Annotated in this window: 19 protein-coding genes; 15 read left to right on the top strand and 4 right to left on the bottom strand. The window is 47.7% G+C overall.

Features of this window, described 5'->3' with window-relative positions:
• Positions 1–40: 40 nt before the first annotated feature.
• Entirely contained in the window at positions 41–1,048 is a 1,008-nt protein-coding gene (gene asnA / locus DW922_RS01745) for an aspartate--ammonia ligase (protein ID WP_118725621.1), read from the bottom strand.
• Positions 1,049–1,192: 144 nt separating this feature from the next.
• Entirely contained in the window at positions 1,193–2,248 is a 1,056-nt protein-coding gene (locus tag DW922_RS01740; RefSeq protein WP_118540335.1) for an ATP-binding protein, read from the bottom strand.
• 636 nt (positions 2,249–2,884) lie between these two features.
• Between DW922_RS01740 and DW922_RS01735 the strand changes: the two genes are divergently transcribed.
• Positions 2,885–4,318 (top strand): spore germination protein, encoded by a 1,434-nt coding sequence (locus tag DW922_RS01735; RefSeq protein ID WP_118725620.1) that lies wholly within the window; start codon positions 2,885–2,887, stop codon positions 4,316–4,318.
• A 6-nt stretch (positions 4,319–4,324) separates the two neighbouring features.
• Here DW922_RS01735 and DW922_RS01730 read toward each other — a convergent pair whose 3' ends face one another.
• Entirely contained in the window at positions 4,325–5,341 is a 1,017-nt protein-coding gene (locus DW922_RS01730; RefSeq protein ID WP_118719591.1) for an asparaginase, read from the bottom strand.
• A gap of 175 nt (positions 5,342–5,516) precedes the next feature.
• Here DW922_RS01730 and DW922_RS01725 point away from each other — a divergent pair, with 175 nt between their 5' ends.
• Complete coding sequence (locus DW922_RS01725; RefSeq protein ID WP_118725619.1) at positions 5,517–5,696, top strand: DUF4250 domain-containing protein; 180 nt, start codon at positions 5,517–5,519, stop codon at positions 5,694–5,696.
• Here DW922_RS01725 and DW922_RS01720 read toward each other — a convergent pair.
• Positions 5,635–6,627 (bottom strand): LysR family transcriptional regulator, encoded by a 993-nt coding sequence (locus DW922_RS01720; RefSeq protein WP_118725618.1) that lies wholly within the window; start codon positions 6,625–6,627, stop codon positions 5,635–5,637. The genes DW922_RS01725 and DW922_RS01720 overlap by 62 nt on opposite strands.
• A 166-nt stretch (positions 6,628–6,793) precedes the next feature.
• Between DW922_RS01720 and DW922_RS01715 the strand changes: the two genes are divergently transcribed.
• The 13 genes from DW922_RS01715 (at position 6,794) to DW922_RS01655 (ending at position 21,789) form a co-directional block, all read left to right on the top strand.
• A complete protein-coding gene (locus DW922_RS01715) occupies positions 6,794–7,885 on the top strand; it encodes a tripartite tricarboxylate transporter substrate binding protein (protein ID WP_118725617.1) in 1,092 nt (363 codons plus the stop codon).
• A 94-nt stretch (positions 7,886–7,979) separates the two neighbouring features.
• A complete protein-coding gene (locus tag DW922_RS01710; protein WP_118725616.1) occupies positions 7,980–8,426 on the top strand; it encodes a tripartite tricarboxylate transporter TctB family protein in 447 nt (148 codons plus the stop codon).
• Positions 8,427–8,437: 11 nt separating this feature from the next.
• A complete protein-coding gene (locus tag DW922_RS01705) occupies positions 8,438–9,922 on the top strand; it encodes a tripartite tricarboxylate transporter permease (protein ID WP_243025661.1) in 1,485 nt (494 codons plus the stop codon).
• Between the two features lie 116 nt (positions 9,923–10,038).
• On the top strand, positions 10,039–11,226 hold the full coding sequence (locus DW922_RS01700; RefSeq protein WP_118725615.1) for an enolase C-terminal domain-like protein: 1,188 nt from the start codon (positions 10,039–10,041) through the stop codon (positions 11,224–11,226).
• Between the two features lie 59 nt (positions 11,227–11,285).
• On the top strand, positions 11,286–12,122 hold the full coding sequence (locus DW922_RS01695; protein ID WP_118725614.1) for an MBL fold metallo-hydrolase: 837 nt from the start codon (positions 11,286–11,288) through the stop codon (positions 12,120–12,122).
• Positions 12,123–12,148: 26 nt separating this feature from the next.
• Positions 12,149–13,030, top strand: coding sequence for an MBL fold metallo-hydrolase (locus DW922_RS01690; RefSeq protein WP_243031975.1), 882 nt, complete (start codon positions 12,149–12,151; stop codon positions 13,028–13,030).
• Positions 13,031–13,092: 62 nt separating this feature from the next.
• Complete coding sequence (locus tag DW922_RS01685) at positions 13,093–13,560, top strand: hypothetical protein (RefSeq protein WP_118725612.1); 468 nt, start codon at positions 13,093–13,095, stop codon at positions 13,558–13,560.
• 187 nt (positions 13,561–13,747) lie between these two features.
• On the top strand, positions 13,748–14,500 hold the full coding sequence (locus DW922_RS01680; RefSeq protein ID WP_118725611.1) for a lysophospholipid acyltransferase family protein: 753 nt from the start codon (positions 13,748–13,750) through the stop codon (positions 14,498–14,500).
• Positions 14,501–14,636: 136 nt separating this feature from the next.
• A complete protein-coding gene (locus DW922_RS01675) occupies positions 14,637–15,761 on the top strand; it encodes a bifunctional chorismate mutase/prephenate dehydratase (protein ID WP_118725610.1) in 1,125 nt (374 codons plus the stop codon).
• Between the two features lie 159 nt (positions 15,762–15,920).
• Positions 15,921–17,480 (top strand): exopolyphosphatase, encoded by a 1,560-nt coding sequence (locus DW922_RS01670; protein ID WP_347560247.1) that lies wholly within the window; start codon positions 15,921–15,923, stop codon positions 17,478–17,480.
• 3 nt (positions 17,481–17,483) lie between these two features.
• On the top strand, positions 17,484–19,631 hold the full coding sequence (locus tag DW922_RS01665) for an RNA degradosome polyphosphate kinase (RefSeq protein ID WP_118725609.1): 2,148 nt from the start codon (positions 17,484–17,486) through the stop codon (positions 19,629–19,631).
• A 303-nt stretch (positions 19,632–19,934) separates the two neighbouring features.
• Positions 19,935–20,639, top strand: coding sequence for a response regulator transcription factor (locus DW922_RS01660; RefSeq protein ID WP_118719482.1), 705 nt, complete (start codon positions 19,935–19,937; stop codon positions 20,637–20,639).
• Positions 20,629–21,789, top strand: a complete 1,161-nt coding sequence (locus DW922_RS01655; RefSeq protein WP_347560246.1) for a HAMP domain-containing sensor histidine kinase — start codon at positions 20,629–20,631, stop codon at positions 21,787–21,789. Before DW922_RS01660 ends, DW922_RS01655 begins: the two co-directional genes overlap by 11 nt.
• Positions 21,790–21,801 lie beyond the last annotated feature (12 nt).

Below are 21,801 nucleotides of genomic sequence, written 5' to 3'. Positions count from 1 at the left end.
TTGCCTTTCGGCAACTCACACGGCCCATTGTTTTTTCTGATTATAATAAGATGATCTTATGTTCTTTGCAGATCTTTCTCATATCGTCCGGCCACAGGCTTGCCTGTACCTCACCGACATGGGCGCGGTCTAAGAGCAGCATGCACAGACGGGACTGTCCGATACCACCGCCGATGGTGTACGGAAGCTCGCCGTTTAAGAGCATCTTGTGGTATGGAAGGTTCTTTCTTTCCTCGCAGCCGGCCTTCTTTAACTGCTCCTCTAAGGATTTTTCATCAACACGGATACCCATGCTGGAAACCTCCAGTGCGCAGTTTAACTGGTCATACCAGAAGAGAATATCACCGTTTAACTGCCAGTCATCGTAGTCCGGTGCACGACCGTCGTGCGGTTCGCCGCTTGCAAGTTTGTCACCGATTTTCATCAGGAAGACGCAGCCGTATTCCTTGGTGATGAGGTTCTCACGCTCCTTCGGCGTCTTGTCCGGATAGCGGTCTGCCAGTTCCTGGGTGGTGATGAAGGTGATGTGCTCCGGCAGATGCTTTACTGCCTGCGGATACTTGTACCATACCTCATGCTCCATATGCTTGATGATCTTGAAGATGGTCTGGACGGTTGCTTCGAGGGTTTCAATGGTGCGCTCCTCTTTGGTGATGACCTTCTCCCAGTCCCACTGGTCTACATAGCAGGAGTGAAGGTTGTCGAGCTCCTCATCGCGGCGGATCGCATTCATGTTGGTGTAGAGGCCCTCGCCTGGCTCAAAGCCGTACTCTTTCAGTGCCATACGTTTCCACTTAGCCAGGGAGTGTACGACCTCAACGGTCTCTCCCGGGATTGCAGTGATGTCGAACTGGACCGGACGCTCTACGCCGTTTAAGTTATCGTTTAAACCGCTGGACTGGGTAACGAACAGCGGTGCGGAAATACGCTCTAAGTGCATCTCTTTGCCAAATTCCTTCTGGAATGTGTCACGGATGTATTTGATCGCTTCCTGGGTCTCACGCACGGTGAGATGGGGATCATAGTTTGCTGGAATGATCAATGCCATGTTTCTTTCCTCCCTGTATTGCGTTAGGTTTTAAAAAAAGGAGTTTTGCCTGAGCAAAACTCCGCATGATACTTAATGGTAGCATTTTTGGAATAAAATCACAAGTATTTTCTTATTTTATAGCAGTTTATTCAATTTCGAGAATCATATTGTTTCGATGTAAGACTCTGTAATATTTTTAAATCTTGGCAGTGCCAGTGCAACATAGCCATATTCTGGTGCAATGCACACCCCTTTGTTGATCAGGCGTTCCCGGTATTTGGAAAAGGTAGTGCCTTTCATTTCCAGCTTATCGCAAAGCTCTTTTACTTTTATTTTTGTACCCTGTTCTGGCATGGCCGAGACAATCTGTTTTTCCAGTGGAGATAAACTGCTCCAGATTTTCCGGTAAACAAAGTCTTCCAGAAGACCGTCCAGTTCCTTTAGAATCCAGTCAAGAGGTTTTTCATCGTGATACTCCCAGTATAGCATGCCAAGCGCCTGAAAAGCGAAAGCATAGCCCATGGTGATATTAGCCAGTTGCCGGGCTTTTTCGTCATCAATCTGGAAGATATTCTGATATTCGTTTTTGATCTGATTGATGCCTAACGGACCAAGAATGATCTTGGGAGCACGAAGCAAAAAGGTCAGAACCGGGTCATTCTGGATTTCGTAAATGTTTTCATAGAGTCCTGTCATGATCAGGAATACCGGATAGTTTTTTCGGATAAAGATCTGGAACTGACTGGCAAAGATTCGCATATTTTCGTTTGCGACAGCCTCATCGATGGTGATCAGTACCTTTTTTCCTTTTTTATTGAGTCTGTCCAGAAGCGTTTCAATTTTGCTCACGCTGTCCCGTTCTTCTGTAATTCCATTGTATCCGATTCCGAAGCCTGCGACAGAAATCTCGAATCCTTTTTCGAAAATGTTTGGAATCTGTTTGCTGGCATCGAGCAGACGCATGGCAAACTCCTGCAGCAGAGGCTGGGTGGCGTTCAGGTCGACTATGACCCATTCGTCAGAGTTCCGCAGCTGATTGGAAACAGAAGTCATAAGCACCGTTTTCCCGCTTCCGCGGATACCGCTGATCAGATAAGTCTGGCTGATCGGGTTATCTGCCTCAAAGGTGGAAAGGATATTATCGGTGCTTTCATAACGGTTAATGTATTTGATTGGCTGTTTTCCGAATGTGAGGGTGAAGGGATTGTCTCGTTTCATGCTCGGCCTCCTAGATGGATAACTCTTCATAACTTTGGATAACTTATATACTGATGGATAACTATTCATAACTCTGGATAACTTTATGATATGATATTAACATTTGTATTATTTTATGTCAAGAAACTCCTATGAACACAAAAAAATAGGAGCCGCTTTTCCCCCACAGAAAGCAGCTCCTGGTCACGATCAAAAACCGTTACACAATACAGTCTTCGCTTGGTATCCCCATACCAGTTAAGAAAATAAAAGGCGCCGGAGTGATGGCGCTCATGTCTTTCTTACAAAATACACTATATCATTGTTTTGTGGTAGCGTCAAGGATAATTGTGCAATTTTAAGAAGATTGTGCACTTTGGAGAGGGAAAACTGCTCAAATTGTATACACGTGTCCGCTGCGCAAAGACGTTCGTGTGCATCTTAAAGAAAAACAAAAAATGTGACAGAAAAACTTTTTTTTAGGGCTTGAAACAGGAAATTCTTTGTGCAAGTTTCATGAGGCAGCGCCGGGTATAAGACAGGGGAATTCTGACATACTATACGGAAAATGGAATGATTCTATGCGTATTTCAGATATGCCATATGAGAAACAGAAAGAACAGAACGTGTTTCTTGAAAGAAAGGAGGAACTGCAGCATGCAGTTTTCAAAAAATCTGTCAGAAAATCTGGAACATTTAAAACAGACGCTGAGTCTGGAAAAAAATTTCGATGTAGTTTACCGGGCGATCACGATCGGAGGAAAGCAGGCGTGTCTGCTTTTTGTGGATGGGCTGACCAAGGATGAGGTCCTTTTAAAGGTATTACAGGCGTGGTGGAGCATTAAGCCGGAGGATATGCCAAAAGACGCGCACGGTTTTTCCAAAAAATATATGCCTTATGGAGAAGTAAGCCTGGTCGACAACGAAAAGGACATGATCGTACAGTTGCTGAGCGGAATCACGGCGGTTCTGGTTGACGGGTACGACAAATGCCTGATGCTGGACTGCCGTACTTACCCGGCGCGCGGTGTGGAGGAACCGGAAAAAGACAAGGTTCTGCGCGGTTCCCGGGACGGTTTTGTGGAGACGCTGATCTTTAATACGGCGCTGATCCGCCGCCGGATCCGGGACCCGAAGCTGATCATGGAGATCCTGACAGCCGGAAACAGTTCCCACACGGACATAGCGGTCTGCTATATGGATGGACGCATCGATGAAGAGCTTTTAAATAAGATCCGGAACCGCATCCAAAACCTGCGGGTGGATGCGCTGACGATGAACCAGGAGAGTCTGGCGGAGGGGATTTTCCCTCATAAATGGTTTAACCCGTTTCCGAAATTCAAGTTTTCGGAGCGCCCGGACACTGCGGCAGCGTGTATTCTGGAAGGAAATATCGTCATTCTGGTGGACAACTCTCCGGCGGCTATGGTGCTGCCATCCTCCGTGTTTGACATTATTGAGGAAGCAGATGATTACTATTTTCCACCTGTGACAGGGACGTATCTGCGGCTGTCCCGTATGGCAACAGCAGTATTATGTCTTTTACTGACGCCAACCTGGCTTCTTGCCATGATGCATGCGGACGCATTGCCGCAGTGGCTGGCCTTTACCAAGCTTTCGGATGTGACTTATGTGCCGCTGATCTTTCAGCTTTTGATCCTGGAATTTGCGATTGACGGTCTGCGTCTGGCGGCGATCAACACACCGAATATGCTGACAACGCCGCTCAGCGTCATTGCGGGTATCGTACTGGGAGAATATTCGGTGAAATCCGGCTGGTTCAACTCGGAGACTATGCTGTATATGGCATTTGTGACGATTGCAAACTACAGCCAGTCCAGCTTTGAACTGGGATATGCACTGAAATTTATGCGGATCATCATGCTGTTGTTTACCGCGGTGTTTGACGTGTGGGGTTATGTGATCGGCTTTGTAATCTCCGTCTGTGCGATCGTGTTTAACAAGACGATTGCCGGAAAGAGTTATATCTACCCAATCATTCCGTTCAGCTGGAAAGAATTAAAAAAGCGGTTCTTCCGCGGACGGCTTCCGGTAATACCGGAAAGCCAGAACGCGGATGAGAACCGCTGATGGTTCTTATGCTTTCCACTTCGTTGTATACAGAATATCCCGGTTGATGGTGCTGTAAAGCATTTCCCTTACCATATCCGGGTCGTGGGTCTGTCCAAGGATCCACATGAGTTTGGTGACGGTAGCTTCCAGGGTCATGTCGTAAGCTTCCAGGAGACCAAACTCTTTTTTGATGGTTTTGCCGATTTCGTAGACGGACATGTTGCTTCCCTCGTTGGTGACCTGCGTTGTCATGATGACAAACTTGCCGGCATTGACCCAGCGCTCGATCGCCCGGTGGAAACTGTCATCTTCATAGGAAGGAATACCGCCCACACCAAAGGATTCAATGATAACAGCATCGTAGTGCTTGAACAGATAGTCCAGGATGCCGCCGTTCATGGACGGGATCAGTTTTAACAGAGTCACCTTGCTGTCCAGCTTGTGATAGAAGGTGACCTCCTCAGTCAGGCGGTCTTTATCGTCGAGATAGAAGATAATGTGGTTGTCCTGGATCGTAGCAATGTAAGGAAAGTTAATGCTGGAAAAGGCATTGTAGCTTTTGGTGCGTTCCTTTTTGCCGCGGGTACCGGCAATGACTTTACCGTCAAAGACAATGTTGACACCGTGTGCTTTATCGCAGCTGGCAAAGAGAAAACTGTCGCTTAAGTTGGTCTTTGCATCGGTGATCTCCAGATCGATCGGCTTTTGCGCGCCGGTAATGACGATCGGTTTCGGTGAATTCTGGATCAGGTAGGAGAGGGCGGATGCCGTGTAGGCCATGGTATCGGTGCCATGGCAGACCACAAAGCCATCGAACTGATCGTAGTACTTTTCAATGGTAGAAGAAATTAACAGCCAGTGTTTTGGCTGGATATTGGTGCTGTCGATGTTGATGACCTGCATGGCGGTCACTTCACAAAATTCTTTTACGTCCGGGACATAGCCGAGGAGTTCTTCTGATGTAATCAGTGGCTTTAAGCCATCCTCACTGCGCTTGGAGGCGATGGTGCCGCCGGTGGCGATCATAAGGATACGTTTCAGGTTCTTCTTTGGGGGTTTCATATTTGGGTCTGTCCTCCTGTTGCAAAAAACTTGTGATCTTTGTCAATTCGTTCTATTATAATATTGTGCTGCAGCCCATGCATGGAGGAGCTGCAACGGATTTGAACAATAACAATATTATAGCATTTTGCAAAAAGAAAGGAAATAAAAAATTATGGCAGCAATTCCAAAAGATCCGGTTATGCTGATGAGCTTTTTAAACACCCAATTGCGGGACAATTATGACAGTCTGGACGAACTGTGCGCGGTCTATGACCTGGATAAAGCTGAAATCAGCAGGAAACTGGATGCAATTGATTATCATTATGATTCGGAACGGAATCAGTTTGTGTAATTGTATCAAAATGTTCCTGCAATTTACCACGCATGTAATCTGTACACAGAGCTATGAAATACTTTTCCGGACGGGTAAAATAGCATCCCTTCAGGAAAGCAACGCTGCGCGACCAGCGCTGGTTTGGATTCACGGTAAAATAAGCAATCGGTGCAGAGGGATCTACATAGGATTGTGGGAAAAAGGCAGGGGCAATCTGTTCTTTTAACATGTTGATCACGGTATGGGTGCTCACAGACTCAAATAGAACTTTTGGGTGGAAACCGGCATGGGTAAAGGCCTGGTCGATCATGTCGCGCATGCGGGTTTCTTTACTTAAAAGGATAAAGCTATCATTCTTGAGCAATGTCAGGTCAAGCCGTGGAAGAGTTTCATGGCTGTTTTTCCCTGCAAGGTGTGCCAGTGGATGAGTGATGGGAAGACCGAGAATCATATATTCGGTATCCATGTCGAGGTAATCCAGATCTGGATGTTTCATTCCTTCTGCATAAGTGATAAAGGCAAAATGTACTTCGTTTTTCAGAACCAGCTGCTCCATCTTTTTTACACGTTCTTCATAGATTCGAAATGTGATCTGCGGATATTTCCGGTGAAAAATGGGATAGACCTTGGAAAACATGGTGGCACCGGTTTCTGGTGTATACGCTACCGCAATCTCTCCAAGATTTTCCTCAGAAATATCAGAAATAATTTTATAGGTTTCTTTTTTCATATCGACCATCTTGTGGGCAGTTGTAAGGTAAATGCGCCCGGCGAAGGTCGGGATCATGCTGTGCTTGCGCCGCTCAAAAAGTGGTGTGCCGAGTTCTTTTTCCAATTTTAATAACTGCTGGTTTAGTGCTGACTGGGTCAGGAAAAGCTTTTCCGCAGCTCTGGAAATGCTTTGCTCCTGCTCGATGGCAATCATATTTTCAATCTGTTTTAAATCCATAATAAATCCCCCTCGATATAACTCTTAATTGAACTAAGAAAAAATATAAAATATGATAAGTTGAATTAAGATGATAAAGAAAGTATAATCAAAACATACAAAAAAAACAAGCATATCGATAAAAATATGTAAGTTTTTGAAACAAGTGAGAAGGAGAAAAAGGGTTATGAGAAAACAGTTATTAAGCGTAATGCTGGCAGGCGCAATGGCAATGGCATTAGCTGGTTGCGGAAGCAAACAGGCTGCACCGGCAGAAACTACTGCTGCAGCTGCAGAAACTCAGGCAGAGTCTAAAGAGGAAACTCAGGCAGAGTCCAAAGAAGAGGCAAAGGCTGAGGGTACTTCTACCGTAGCGGGAGATGCTTCCAAGAGCACCTGGCCGAACGGTACTGTACAGCTTTATGTACCGGCATCTGCAGGTGGTGGTACCGATATGATCGCAAGATTGTTCGCTAAGGGAATGAGCGATGCAACTGGTGCAAACTTCGTAGTTATCAACGATGCAACCGGCGGTGGTACCGTTGCACTGGAAACTGTAAGAAATGCAAAACCGGATGGTTTAAACCTGTATCTGGGTCATACCGGTCAGTGCGGTATGATGGCTACCGGTCAGTACGATCATACATATGAAGATTTCCAGATGCTTGGTACAATCACTGTTCCAGGTGCTGAGACCAACTGTATCGTTGTAAATAAGAATGTAGAAGCAAATACGCTTCAGGAACTGATTGACGCTGCGAAAGCAGAGCCAGGAAAATATCTGACTGGTGTACAGGCAAACGGAAACCGTCACTTCATGCAGATGTTATTCCAGCAGGCAACTGGTACCGAGTTCACGATTGTTGACTGTGGCGGTAACGCAGACACCATTACCAACCTGGTTGGCGGTATGGTAGATATGGCAATCCTTCCGATCGTAAATGCAAAACAGTATGTTGAGGCTGGCGACATGAAGCCACTGGCAATTACTGGTGATCAGAAGTCTGAGGCTATGCCAGATGTTCCGACTTTAAAAGAGCTTGGTATTGATAGCTGCGAGCTGTCCAGCATTTCTTTACTGTGTGGACCGCAGGGAATGTCTGCAGACGATGTTGCTAAGATCAGTGAGACCATGAAGACTGTTCTGGAAAATCAGGACATCATCGACCAGTATCATCAGATGCAGATGGAAGCTGGCTACAATACCCCGGATGATGCAGCATCTATCGTTGCTGACATGCAGGCTAAATACGGTGAAGCAGCAGCTTTAATGAAATAAGAATTAAGAATTTAACCAGTGTAACATGCAGGAGCCCCAAGAGGTCTGAGTCGCTTGGGGCTCTTTTTCGAAATGGATTTCAAAGGAGTATATTATGACAAGAGATCGTGTTACAGGTCTGATTGCAGTTGTTTTGGGTGTTTTGATTGCCTTCATGACATCTCAGCTTCCAGCATCTACCATGACTGGAGATATTGGTCCGCAGGCGTTTCCATATATCTCAGCTGGTATTATGATTATTTGCGGAATTGGTCTTCTGATAAACGGAAAGAAGCCATCTCCGGTATTTTACACCAGATCACAGTTTGGCAGATTATGTCTGATTTCTGCTGTAATGCTTGGCTTCATTGTTGCAATGCAGTTTTTAGGCTATGTGATCGCATGTTTTGCAGCACTTCTGGTTCTGTGCTCCATGTTTAGCCAGGGCAAGGGCATCGCAGTTTGGAAGCGCATTGTATTTGCAGCAGCCATGACCGCAGTGATGTATCTGATGTTTGTAAAAGTATTCAGCATTCCGCTTCCGAGCGGCGTACTGTTCTAAGGAGGATAAAGATGGCTGATTTTGTGAGCGCAATGGGGATTCTGCTTACCCCTTATTGTCTTATTATGATGGTGATCGGTGGATTCATCGGTCTGATCCTGGGTGCGATCCCGGGTCTGTCTGGAGCAATGGCAATTACCATTATCCTTCCACTTACCTTTGCGATGGATTCTAACGTAGCAATTGCAATGCTGATTGCAATCTGGGTAGGAAGCTGCTCAGGTGGTTTCATTGGTTCTATCCTTCTTGGTATTCCGGGAACCCCGAGTTCTCTGTCTACCTGTTATGATGGATATGCCATGACAAAGAAAGGCGAAGTTACCAGAGCATTATCTGCTGGTACCGTTGCAAACTTCATGGGTACGGTTCCGTCCATCCTGATCGCAATGATCGCATGCCCGGTTATTTCCAAATTTGCAGTTAAGATGGGACCGTGGGAGTATTTTGCACTTGGTCTGATGGCAATCACCCTGGTTGCAAGTATGTCCAAGGGACGTATGCTGAAAGGCTTCATCGGTGCAGCAATTGGCCTGTTCATTACCCAGATTGGTTATGCTCCGATTTCTTCTACTCCACGATTTACGTTTAATTCCTATTATCTGTCTGGCGGATTCAACATGGTATGCGTTCTGACTGGTCTTTTTGCAGGTGCTATGATCTTAAGCGACTATGCAAAAGGAGAGACTGGTGCAGCAGGTACTTTCAAAGGAAAAATCGGTAAATTCACCCTTCCGCTGGTTGACCTTACCAGAAACATTGGCAATATCATCCGTTCTTTCCTGGTAGGACTTGGTATTGGATTCCTTCCTGGTATGGGTGCAGCACTTTCAAACGTAGTTGCTTATACCATGGCAAAGAATTCTTCCAAACATCCTGAGGAATTTGGTGAAGGTTGTGTAGATGGTGTCATTGCTCCTGAGGTAGCAAACAATGCTTCTGTCGGTGGTGCTATCATCCCGATGATTGCACTTGGTATTCCTGGAGATGGAACCACGGCACTTTTGTTAGGTGGTCTGACCATTCATGGTATTGAGGCTGGTCCTCTGATGCAGAGAAACTACCCGGTATTTGTTTTCATGATTTTCCTGGCAGCAGTATTTGCAGCAGTGATTGCGCTGGTTGTTGAGATCTTTGGTATCAAAGCATTCCCGCTTCTTCTGAAAGCACCGTATCACTATCTGTACCCGGCAATCCTGATCCTGGCATTTACAGGTGTTTACACCAATGCAAACAATATTTTTGCAGTTTATATGGCATTGATGTTTACTGGTATCGGTATCTGGATGGCTTATGCAGGAATTCCATCTACTCCGTTTATTCTTGCGTATGTACTTGGATCTACCCTGGAGACAAACTTCCGTAAGGCAGTCAGCTTCTCCAGAGGTGACATGCTGATGTTCTTCAAGAGACCGGCATCCTGCATTTTACTTTTGATCGCAATCTTTTCTGTCCTCTGGCCGTACATCGCACCAAAGCTTAAGAAAAAAGAAAAGTAATCGATTATAATAGTTTTTATCTGGCTCAGAATAGAGAATACATCAGATCTTATCTGAAAAACTCGTTCTGAGCCATACTTAAATAACGGCCAGTAAGACTGTATTGACCAGGAGGAATGGAAAAGATGATATATTCGATCAACGGTGAAGTAGATCAGCACATTTGCATGAAAATCAATGAGGACTTTGCTTTCCCGGAAAAAATTAAGCTTACCAGGGCTGTTTTATATACCTTTCAGCCGAAACCACGCAAGCAGGTATGGAAGGATGGAACTGGTAAAGTTCAGAAAACCTGGACATTTACTCCGTGGCTGAGAGTATACGATGAGGACGGAGACTGCGGTGAGGGGCCAGTGACGCCGGCTGTATGGCAGACCATTCTTCCGCTTATGCTGAAAGATCCGATGCCGAGAACCAATCTGGAGTGGAGAAAAATCTTCTACTGGATGGAACGTGCTAATTATAATTTTAGTGTTCCAATGTTTCAGATGGAAGTGATCCTGTTTGATCTGATTTCCAGAAAACGTGGCATTCCGATGTATCAGCTGCTTGGAGCTGAAAAAAATTACGCAGACATTTACAAAGGCGGCGGTTCTGTATTAAGAACAGATGAGGAACTGATAGAAGAAATTCTGGCAATCAAGGAAGAGGGATTTGATACAACAAAGATTAAAATCTCTCTTGGCGATATGAAAAATGATCTTCGCCGCATCGAGAAAATCCGTCTGGCAGTAGGTCCGGATATGAAACTGGCAGTAGATTCCAATCAGGCATATGACGCCCAGACAGCTATGAAGTTTATCCGGGAAGCATACCAGTATGATATTGCATGGTATGAAGAGCCTATTGTACATACAGAGAGCGAAGAAATTGCAAAATTTATCCGTATGATGAAGGAAGAAGACCGCTATGTTCCGGTTGATTACGGTGAATCTGCACGTTATGCCCTGGAGTATAAGGCGTATATGGATGCAGGCGTGGAATATATTACCGTTATGCCATCCATCTACACAATGGGTGAGTTTTTGAAGATTACGGATATGGTCCGCAGCAGAGGCTGCCATGTATGTTCCGGTCAGAATGATCATCCGGGTGCACTGATGGGTGTCATGTTAAAAGATGGGGAAAAGGTGGAGTTCCATAAACCGAATACGGAATATATGGAGCAGTATTACCGCTTAAAGCCAACCCGCAAGGGAACCAGATTATATCTTCCGGATGAGCCTGGACTTCCAGTTCAAATAAATTTTGAAAAACTGGAAAAAGATGGATGTGTATCAAATATTCAGTATTTCTACAGATAAAAAAAGTGATATACTGAATGAAGTTGTAAAGAAAAGTTGAATGAAAAAGGAGAATCATTATGTCATTTCATTGTAGCCCGGCAATCCCACATCCGGTAGAAACTCTTGTACATGAGCCGTGGACACTGGCAATCAAGCCGTTTCAGGTATCTCCGAACACCTGGTATGTAGCAGGTCAGACCTGGGTTGGCTGCTATCTGATCGATACAGGCGATGGCCTGATCCTGATCGACAGCGCAATTCCGGAGAGCACGTATCTGATGGTAGATTCTATCTATGCACTGGGATACAAGCCGACTGATATTAAGAAAATCCTGATCAGCCATGCGCATTTCGATCACTGCGGAGCAGCAGCTGAAATGAAGGCGCTGACCGGAGCAAAGGTTTATATGTCCAAAGAGGACTATGTATTCATGAAGAGCTGCCCGGAGGAAACCATGATCCCGGATTCCGGCTCTCATGTACAGAACTTTGAACCGGATGAGTTTTATTCCGATGAGAAACCGGTAACCCTTGGAAATATCAGCATCCAGACCATGCTGACCCCGGGACATACCATTGGCTGCACCAGCTTTTTCTGGAAAGAGAAAAATCCGGTAACCGGTGATGAGTATGTGGTTGCCATGCACGGTGGTGTCGGAGCGAATACCATGAACGATAAGTACTATGCGACCAGCAAGTATTTAACTCCGGCTCTTCGTGACCGCTTCTTTGAGGATGCAGAAAAATTAAAGAAGATTCATGTAGATATTGCACTGCCGAGTCATCCGAATCAGATTGAGATCGTAGACAGAGCAGGACAGTATACCCATGAAAGTCAGCCATATCTGGATGATACGGTATGGGCAGATTTTATCACGGAACGTGTACGTCAGGTGCGCGAACTGATGAAATAAGGAAGACGCGGCACAGGGAGATTATCATGAGCATTGTAAAAGATTATGAAAACTATCTTGCAAAAAGAGCAGAATTTGAAAAGAATCCGATGTCCAAATACTGGACGAAGCAGGCAGAGCGTTATATGGAGCCGTTTCGTATGTTCGGAAATGTTTATTATGTAGGAGACAGCTGGGTTTGTGTACATCTGATCGATACCGGGGACGGACTTCTTTTGATCGATGCCGGAAACTGCGGCAATACCGCCATGCTGATCCATTCCATCTGGAAAGCTGGTTTTGATCCGGCTGATGTGAAGTGGATCCTGCTTTCCCACGGCCATGTCGATCATGTTGGCGGCGTAAAATTTATGCGCGATATGTTCGGCACGAAAATCTATATGGGTGAGCCGGATGCGATTATGTACCGGGAACATCCGGAGAAATCCTATATCCAGGACAGCCCGGATCTTATGGATGCTCCGTGTGAGCCGGATGGTGTGATCCGTGATGGAGATGAGATGACCTTTGGCAATGTCACCATGAAGTTTTACCTGGTACCGGGACACACTGAAGGATGCATCGCAATCTTCTTTGATGTGACAGAAGGAGACCGTACCGTGCGTGCAGGATATTATGGCGGTTTCGGCTTCAATACACTGGCAACCGATTATCTGACCGAGATCGGGGATCCGAAGTGCCATATGCGCGAGGTTTACCTGGAATCTCTCAAAAAAGTACGGAACGAGCATGTGGATTTCTTCTTAGGAAATCACTGCATCAACAACCATATGCCAGAAAAACTGGAAGCGATCAAAAACGGAGCGGACCGCACTGTATGGATCGATCCGGAAGAGTGGGGACGTTATCTGGATGAGAAGCGTGATGCACTGCTGAAATTCATGAAAGAAAACCCGGCCGCAGAATAAGAAATAAAAAACAGGAAATCTGAACGGGAATAAAATGCAGGGAAAAACGTTATATTAATTGTATGAACACATTAAAACGATTTCTATTTCATTTTTTCCTGTGTGGGGTTACCGGCTGGTGTCTGGAAGTAATCTTTACTTCCACAGAGTCCATCCTTGCCCATGACTGGCGGCTGATGGGGCAGACCTCGCTTCTGATGTTTCCGATTTACGGCTGTGGGGCTGTTCTGGCACCGATCGGCAGACTGGTTGACCGCTGGATCGGTGACGGACCGCTTAGTCCGGGGGACTGGATCATCCGGCATGGTCTGTTGTATATGGTACTTATTTTCACGGCAGAGTATCTGTCCGGTGCTTTTTTACAGTCGAAAGGAATCTGCCCCTGGGACTACACGGGGTATCAGACGAGTGTAAATGGTCTGATCCGTCTGGATTTTGCGCCGCTGTGGTTTCTGGCAGGACTTTTATTTGAACGGATTTCCATGATCCGAAGCAGATGTCTGCCCGGGCGGAAACAAAGGGAAAGCTGAGTCACCTGCCCGCCGGATGGCTGAGTGGACATGCCCGCGGAAATTGCGGCATACTTTTACAAAGCAATGAAAAAAGAGAGGCGAATGACTTGTTTTTGCCTCTCTTTTTTTATATACTGGAATCTACGGTATAAATCTAAAAAATGGAGCAGTTGAAAAATAAGCTGCGAGACAAATGAGGTGTGGGATGATACGAGTAATACTGATTCTTCTGGTAGTTGTGGTATTTCTCCTGGTGAGCGCACTGCCGCTTCTGATCGGAGAAAAATATGTTTGGAAGAACAACGAAAACCGCCAGAAAGAATATGCGTTAAAGGTAGTGAAGCAGATTTTTCATATGATTTTCCGGTTGACCGGTTCTACGTTAACGGTAAAAGGATTTGAAAACATTCCGGATAAGCCGGTGCTTTATGTGGGCAACCACAGAAGCTACTTTGATATTGTGAGCGGCTATATTGTTGTGCCGGGACAGACTGGCTTTGTGGCAAAAAAAGAAATGGAAAAAATTCCGCTTTTGCGTGACTGGATGCGCAACGTGAACTGTCTGTTCCTGGATCGTAAGGACATCAAAGCAGGTTTAAAGACGATCCTGGAAGGAATTGAAAAGGTAAAAGGCGGTTCCTCCATGTGGATCTTCCCGGAGGGAACGCGCTGCAAGGCAGAGGACCCGGTAGAAATGCTGGATTTCAAAGAAGGAAGCTTAAAGATCGCAGAAAAGTCCGGGTGCCCGGTTGTGCCGGTAGCCATTACCGGAACTGCCCAGATCCTGGAGCAGCACTTTCCGTTTATCCGCCCGTCCCATGTAACGATCGAGTTCGGGGAACCGTTTTACATCAAAGAGCTTCCGGCAGAGGACCGGAAACGTGCCGGTGCGTACACCGAAGCAAAAATCAAGGAAATGCTGGTGAGAGAGCAGGAAGAGCGGAAGCGGACCAAATAGAATCGTACCAAGCAGAACGGTATCAGGTAGAACCGTACCAGGTAGAATGTTTTGGGTTGCGGTTTGCGTACGCGTGTGGGTAGTAGCATTTCCTGGGCCAAACATTTGAAAGATACCGAGAAAAAGGAGAGAAACCGTGGATTTACTGGAATGCAGAAATAAATTAGATGTGATCGATAAACAGATCGTAAAGTTATTTGAGGAGCGCATGGACATCTGCGGCAAGGTGGCAGAGACCAAGATCGCTTCCGGAAAGGCTGTCTACGACGCGGAGCGCGAAAAGCAGAAGCTGGACGCGGTCAGTGCCATGGCAGACAGTGAATTTAACCAGGTTGCGGTGCGGGAGCTCTTTTCCCAGATGATGTCCATCAGCCGCAAATACCAGTACTCGATCCTGGCAGAGCATGGAAGAGCCTTGAAGCTGGGGTTTGAGCGTCTGGACAAGCTTCCTATGGATGGTGTGCGCGTGGTACACCAGGGTGTGGAGGGTGCTTACAGCCATGCAGCGGCGCTCCAGTATTTCGGGGAGAACGCAAGCATCTATCATGTGGCACATTTTGAGGATGCCATGAAGGAGGTACAGCTGGGAAATGCGGATTATGCGGTGATGCCGATCGAGAATTCCTCTGCAGGAGCGGTCATCGATATGTACGATCTTCTGACCCGCTACGATAATTATATTGTGGCAGAGACATTTCTTCCGGTTGAGCATGCGCTGCTTAGTGTGCCGGGAGCGAAGCTTTCCGATATCAAGACTGTATTTTCCCACCCGCAGGCGCTCATGCAGTGTTCCCAGTTTTTAAACGATAACGGTTTCAAGCAGATCAGCGTGGAGAATACCGCGGTAGCTGCAAAGCGTGTGGTCGAGGAGGGGGACAAGACCCAGGCGGCAGTAGCCAGCGAGATTGCCGGAAAGCTGTACGGCCTGGAGCTGTTGAAGCCGGCTATCCAGAACAACCAGGGCAATACGACCCGCTTTATCATTCTGGCAAACCGCAAGGTCTACCAGAAGAATGCAGGAAAGATCAGCCTTTGCTTTGAGCTGCCGCATACCAGCGGTTCACTGTATAACATGCTGGGAAACTTCATCTTTAACCATGTCAACATGATGATGATCGAATCCCGGCCGATCCCGGGCAGAAACTGGGAATACCGGTTCTTTGTGGATATCGAAGGAAACCTGCAGGATGCCGGTGTGAAAAACGCACTGCGCGGCATCGGTGCGGAGGCATTGAATTTTAAGATCCTTGGCAATTATTAATGAATAACGGTTCGGTAAGCCCGCACGAGGCAGTGCGGATTTGCCGGGCCGTTCTGAGCATTTAACCCAAATTTTACATAGGACGCTCCGCTATTTTACATCCTGCGGGTAAAGTATATAGAAGTGTGTTGCGTGCGATTTTGCAGGGAGGGACAGATTATGGTACGTACATTTGCAGCAATCGATGTCGGCTCGTTTGAACTGGAGCTTGGCATTTATGAGATTACGGAAAAAGGGGTGGTCCGTTCAGTTGACCAGGTGAAGCATATGATCGCGCTGGGCAAGGACACCTACAATACAGGAAAGATCAGCTACCGGCTGGTGGAGGAAATGTGCCAGGTCCTTTGTGATTTTGTCCGGATCATGAAGGAATACCAGGTGAAGGAATACCGGGCCTATGCGACCAGTGCCATGCGTGAGGCCAGAAACAGCCAGATCGTGTTAGAGCAGCTCCGCGTGCGGACCGGTGTGGATGTAAAGATCATCAGCAACTCGGAGCAGCGTTTTATCAGCTACAAGGCGATCGCATCCAAGGATGCAGAATTCCAGAAAAACATCCAGCGCGGAACCGCGATCGTGGACGTGGGCTTTGGAAGCATGCAGGCATCCCTGTTCGATAAGGATGCACTGGTTTCCACCCAGAACCTGCCGCTTGGCGTGCTCCGCCTGCGGGAGCTGATCGCGCATGAGAAGCTGACGCAGCAGGGAGCACAGAACCTGATCGCTGAGCTGATCGATAATGAGCTGGTCACTTACCGGAAAATGTATTTAAAAGACCGCGAGGTGAAGAACCTGATCGCGATTGGTGAGCCGATCCTTACACTTTATTATAAGATGGATGAGGGCAGGCGATCTGAACAGATCACGATCCAGGATTTTAATCGGTTTTATGAGCACTTAAAGGGCATGACGCTTGCCCAGACCGAGGACTTCTTTGATGTAAACGAGGAGTATGCAAGCCTTCTGTTCCCGGCGGCAGCCATGTACAAGCGGATGCTGGAGATTACCGGAGCAGAGGTGATCTGGGTGCCGGGCATCCACATGACCGATGGCATGGCAGCAGAGTACGCAGAGGATAAAAAGCTGATCCGTTTCCACCACAGCTTTGAGAACGACATCATTGTGACTTCCCGCAACATGGCAAAGCGCTATAAGTGCCATATGCCGCACATCCAGAATGTGGAGGAGGCAGCCCTTAAGGTATTTGACAGCTTAAAGAAATACCACGGGCTGGGACAGCGGGAACGCCTGCTTTTACAGATCGCGGCAAACCTGCATTCCTGCGGCAAGTTCGTGACCATGCGCGGGTCCACGGACTGCGGCTACAACATCATCATGGCTACGGAGATCATCGGACTTTCCCATGTAGAGCGTGAGATCGTGGCAAATGTGGTGAAGTATCACCAGCAGAAATTCCGCTATAATGAGGTAGAGGTGTCGGAGAAGCCGTCTAAGGACAACCGCCTGGCATCCACGGAGGACCTTTCCATTGTGATCGCCAAGCTGACAGCCATTCTCAGACTGGCCAATTCCATGGACCGGGGACATGCAGGAAAGCTGAAGGACTGCCGCTTAAGTATAAAAGAGAACCAGCTGGTTATTCAGACAGACTGTGCGTCTGACGTAACGCTGGAATCCATATCGATCGCGGACAAGGGAGATTTCTTTGAGGAAATCTTCGGGATCCGTCCGGTTTTAAGACAAAAAAGGAGAGTGTAGGCCATGGCAGAGATTGATGAAAAATATCTGAAACCTGAAAATTATGTAAACCGTGAGCTGAGCTGGCTGGAATTCGATTTCCGGATCCTGGGCGAGGCAAGAGATAAGACCATTCCGCTGTTTGAACGGTTAAAGTTTTTGAGTATCACAGCATCGAACCTGGATGAGTTTTTCATGGTTCGTGTGGCATCCTTAAAGGATATGGTCCATGCGAAATATAAGAAAGCCGATATTGCGGGCCTCAAGGCAGAGCAGCAGCTGGAGCTGATCGGGGCCAAAACCCACGAGCTGGTAAATCTCCAGTATTCCACCTATAACCGGTCTCTGCTGACGGCCTTAAAACAGCAGGGCCTGCAGATCATCTGTGAGCATGAGGAGCTTTCTGAGGAGGATGGTGCCTTTGTAGACCAGTTCTTCCATGATGATGTCTACCCGGTGCTGACCCCTATGGCGGTGGATTCCTCCCGGCCATTCCCGCTGATCCGCAATAAATCCTTAAATATTGCGGCGCTGGTACAGAAAAAAGACAGTGAAGACGGGGAACTGGAATTTGCCATGGTGCAGGTTCCGTCTGTGCTGCCGCGTATCGTAGAGCTTCCGGCAGGACCGGATGGGGAGCGCCGCGTCATTCTCCTGGAGGAGATCATCGAGCGCAACATGAAGGATCTGTTCTTAAACTACAACATTGTCAGTGCCCATCCGTTCCGTATCATGAGAAACGCGGACTTTACATTAGATGAAGAAGAAGCAGAAGACCTGTTAGAGGAGATCCAGAAGCAGTTAAAGAAGCGCCAGTGGGGCGAGGTCATCCGTCTGGAGGTAGAAGAAAAGGTAGACAAGCGCCTGTTAAAGATCTTAAAGCGGGAGCTTGCAGTCAGCAATGAGGACATTTACGAGATCAGCGGCCCGCTGGATCTGACCTTCCTTATGAAAATGTACGGTATGAGCGGTTTTGACAGCTTAAAAGCACCGTCCTATACCCCGCAGCCGGTCCCGGCATTTATGAATGACAATGATATTTTTACCAACATCCGCAAGGGCGATATCCTCCTGCATCATCCATACCAGACCTTTGACCCGGTCGTAGAGCTGGTGCAGAAGGCAGCAAAGGATCCGGATGTTTTGGCGATCAAGCAGACACTGTACCGTGTCAGCGGACATTCCCCGATCGTTGCAGCCCTGGCTGAGGCAGCAGAAAACGGCAAGCAGGTATCGGTTCTGGTGGAGTTAAAGGCGCGGTTTGATGAGGAAAACAACATTAACTGGGCAAAGAAGTTAGAGAAGGCCGGCTGCCATGTGATCTACGGTCTGGTTGGCTTAAAAACACACTGTAAGATCACACTGGTGGTGCGCCGCGAGGAAGACGGCATCCGCCGCTATGTACATCTGGGAACCGGAAACTACAATGATTCCACGGCAAAGCTTTACACGGACTGCGGTCTTATAACCTGCCACCCGCTGATGGGGGAGGATGCAACGGCAGTCTTTAACATGCTTTCCGGCTATTCTGAGCCGCCGACCTGGAACCGCCTGATCCTGGCGCCGTTGTGGTTGCGCAACCGCTGCGTCCGCATGATCCGCAGGGAGACTGCCCGTGCAAGGGAAGGAAAACCAGCCCACATCATGGCGAAGATGAATTCCCTCTGCGACCGCGAGATCATTGCCTGCCTGTATGAGGCATCCTGCGCCGGTGTAAAGATCGAGCTGGTGGTCCGCGGCATCTGCTGCCTGAAGGCAGGTATGCCGGGCTTAAGCGAAAATATTACGGTGCATTCCATTGTGGGAAATTTCCTGGAACATGCCCGGATCTTCTATTTTGAGAATGGTGGAAGCCCGGAGGTTTACATGGGAAGTGCCGACTGGATGCCGCGTAACTTAGATAAGCGTGTCGAGATCATGTTCCCGGTCGAGGATCCGGCCTTAAAGGAGCAGGTGATCCATATCCTCAAGGTGCAGCTGGCCGATAATGTGAAGGCTCATATTTTGCAGCCTGACGGCACCTACGAAAAGATCGACAAGCGCGGCAAGGTGCTTGTGACAGCGCAGGAGCAGTTCTGCGAAGAGGCTGTGGCTATGGCAAAGGCAGCTACTGCCCGGGATGATGTGCACAATACCCGTGTGTTTGTGCCGTCGGAGGGCCAGGGGCTGTAGCCTGAAGGCTGGATATAAGTGTGAATAGGAAAAGGATGTGCCCATAGTCCGGGTGCATCCTTTTTGCATTCACCCATTGTGCAGACAGACACATCCTTTTCCTGTTTTACCCGGAAATGTAATAAAAAAGTAAGGCAGGAAGGGCTGTTTTATGGTACACTGAAGGTAACTGTGAGGGACAGGCCAGAAACCGGATCGGGTGAATGTCTGTTGCTGCCTGCGCAGTATGCGAATAAAAAGAACGAGGCCTGCATAGCTGCACGGTTTCCCGAATAACGATAGATACACGAGGAGGAATGAGTCATGGCAGAAACCAATATTCTGGTAGTAGACGATGAACAGGAGATCGCGGATCTGGTAGAAATCTATCTGGTAAGCGACGGATATAAAGTATTTAAGGCATCCAATGCACAGGATGGCCTGGACATTTTGGAGAAGGAGGACATCCAGTTATGCCTCCTTGATATCATGATGCCGGGCATGAACGGCTTAGAAATGTGCAAAAAGATTCGGGAGACCAATAACATCCCGATCATCATGCTGAGCGCAAAATCGACCGATCTGGATAAGATCCTGGGACTGGGCACAGGTGCCGATGATTATGTAGTAAAGCCCTTCAACCCGCTGGAACTGACTGCCCGGGTGAAATCCCAGCTGCGCCGCTATACCCAGTTAAATCCGAGCAGCAACGTGCATGAGACCTTGAAGAACGAGATCAGCATCCGCGGACTCACCATCAACAAGGACAATCATAAGGTAACCGTTTATGACGAAGAGGTGAAGCTGACCCCGATCGAGTTCGATATTTTATATCTCCTGGCCTCCAATCCGGGCAAGGTATTCAGCACGGACGAGATCTTTGAGAAGGTCTGGAATGAGAAGGTGTATGAGGCAAACAACACCGTTATGGTACATATCCGCCGTCTGCGCGGCAAAATGAAGGAAGACGAGCGCCAGGACAAGATCATCACCACAGTGTGGGGGGTAGGATACAAAATTGAAAAATAACAGCAGAAAAAGCGATCTGAGCCACCGCTACCATACGCGGGTCATCGTGAACATCATTTACAGTACACTGGTGGCCTGCCTGATCGACATCTTTCTGGTGACAAACCTGACGATGCTGGCAGAATACGCAAAGCGCTCTGAGCAGTCGAGTGCCCTTCTCAATATGGTGGGGCAGTCAGATGTGGTAGTGGTCCTGGGCTATGTGCTGATCGGCATTCTGGCATTTTCGGTGACCTTTCTGCTTTTGCAGGAAAAGTCGGCAGCCTATATCGGGCGGATCTCCGATGTAGTAGAACGGATTTCCGACGGGGATTTAAACACCCAGGTGGAGGTGGTGGGAGACGATGAATTTTCCTCCATGGCCTCCAATCTGAACAAGATGGTGGAGGATATCCGCCGTCTGATGGATAAGGAGCGGGAGTCGGAGCGCACCAAAAATGAGCTGATCACGAATGTAGCCCATGACCTGCGCACGCCGCTGACCTCCATCATCGGGTATCTGGAGCTTTTGTCTGGTCAGGTGGTGCTGCCGCCGGAAATGCAGAAAAAGTATATCGATATCGCCTACAGCAAGGCCAAACGTCTGGAAAAGCTGATCGAGGACTTGTTTGGCTTTACCAAGATGAATTACGGAAAGCTTGCCATGCATGTGTCCAAGGTGGACATTGTAAAGCTTTTAGGACAGCTTTTGGAGGAATCCTATCCGAACTTTGCGAATAAAGGACTTTCCTATGAGCTGCAGAGCAATGTGCCTGCCAAGATCATTACGGCAGACGGCAACCTGCTGGCCCGCCTGTTCGATAACCTCATAGGCAACGCCATCAAATATGGCGCGGAGGGTAAGCGGATCACGGTTAAGGTAATGGCTGCGGCGGACACCGTTCAGGTTTCGGTCACCAACTACGGCTATGTGATCCCGGCGGAGGAGCTTCCGCTGATCTTTGACAAGTTCTACCGGGTCGAGCAGTCCCGATCTACCCACACCGGGGGAACCGGACTGGGACTTGCCATCGTAAAAAATATCGTCGATATGCATGGCGGGACCATTACGGTAAAGAGTGACTTAAACGGCACAGTGTTTACCGTAACCCTTCAAGTAGATTTCGATGTGGACAAGGAACATTTTGGAGAGCTGGGCACGCATGCGTGAACAGTGAATGAT

Origin of the sequence: Clostridium sp. AM42-4 (genome assembly GCF_003480105.1) — a bacterium.
Taxonomy (GTDB): Bacteria; Bacillota; Clostridia; order Lachnospirales; family Lachnospiraceae; genus Brotaphodocola.
Note: the sequence above shows the minus strand (reverse complement) of the source record. Positions and strands in the feature narration are given on the sequence as shown.

Coding starts and splice junctions, on each gene's coding strand:
- DW922_RS01670 (WP_347560247.1), top strand. CDS start 15,921: ATGGTACGTACATTTGCAGCAATCGATGTCGGCTCGTTTGAACTGGAG.
- asnA (WP_118725621.1), bottom strand. CDS start 1,048: ATGGCATTGATCATTCCAGCAAACTATGATCCCCATCTCACCGTGCGT.
- DW922_RS01665 (WP_118725609.1), top strand. CDS start 17,484: ATGGCAGAGATTGATGAAAAATATCTGAAACCTGAAAATTATGTAAAC.
- DW922_RS01740 (WP_118540335.1), bottom strand. CDS start 2,248: ATGAAACGAGACAATCCCTTCACCCTCACATTCGGAAAACAGCCAATC.
- DW922_RS01710 (WP_118725616.1), top strand. CDS start 7,980: ATGACAAGAGATCGTGTTACAGGTCTGATTGCAGTTGTTTTGGGTGTT.
- DW922_RS01705 (WP_243025661.1), top strand. CDS start 8,438: ATGGCTGATTTTGTGAGCGCAATGGGGATTCTGCTTACCCCTTATTGT.
- DW922_RS01700 (WP_118725615.1), top strand. CDS start 10,039: ATGGAAAAGATGATATATTCGATCAACGGTGAAGTAGATCAGCACATT.
- DW922_RS01680 (WP_118725611.1), top strand. CDS start 13,748: ATGATACGAGTAATACTGATTCTTCTGGTAGTTGTGGTATTTCTCCTG.
- DW922_RS01685 (WP_118725612.1), top strand. CDS start 13,093: ATGAACACATTAAAACGATTTCTATTTCATTTTTTCCTGTGTGGGGTT.
- DW922_RS01725 (WP_118725619.1), top strand. CDS start 5,517: ATGGCAGCAATTCCAAAAGATCCGGTTATGCTGATGAGCTTTTTAAAC.
- DW922_RS01690 (WP_243031975.1), top strand. CDS start 12,149: ATGAGCATTGTAAAAGATTATGAAAACTATCTTGCAAAAAGAGCAGAA.
- DW922_RS01720 (WP_118725618.1), bottom strand. CDS start 6,627: ATGGATTTAAAACAGATTGAAAATATGATTGCCATCGAGCAGGAGCAA.
- DW922_RS01660 (WP_118719482.1), top strand. CDS start 19,935: ATGGCAGAAACCAATATTCTGGTAGTAGACGATGAACAGGAGATCGCG.
- DW922_RS01735 (WP_118725620.1), top strand. CDS start 2,885: ATGCAGTTTTCAAAAAATCTGTCAGAAAATCTGGAACATTTAAAACAG.
- DW922_RS01715 (WP_118725617.1), top strand. CDS start 6,794: ATGAGAAAACAGTTATTAAGCGTAATGCTGGCAGGCGCAATGGCAATG.
- DW922_RS01695 (WP_118725614.1), top strand. CDS start 11,286: ATGTCATTTCATTGTAGCCCGGCAATCCCACATCCGGTAGAAACTCTT.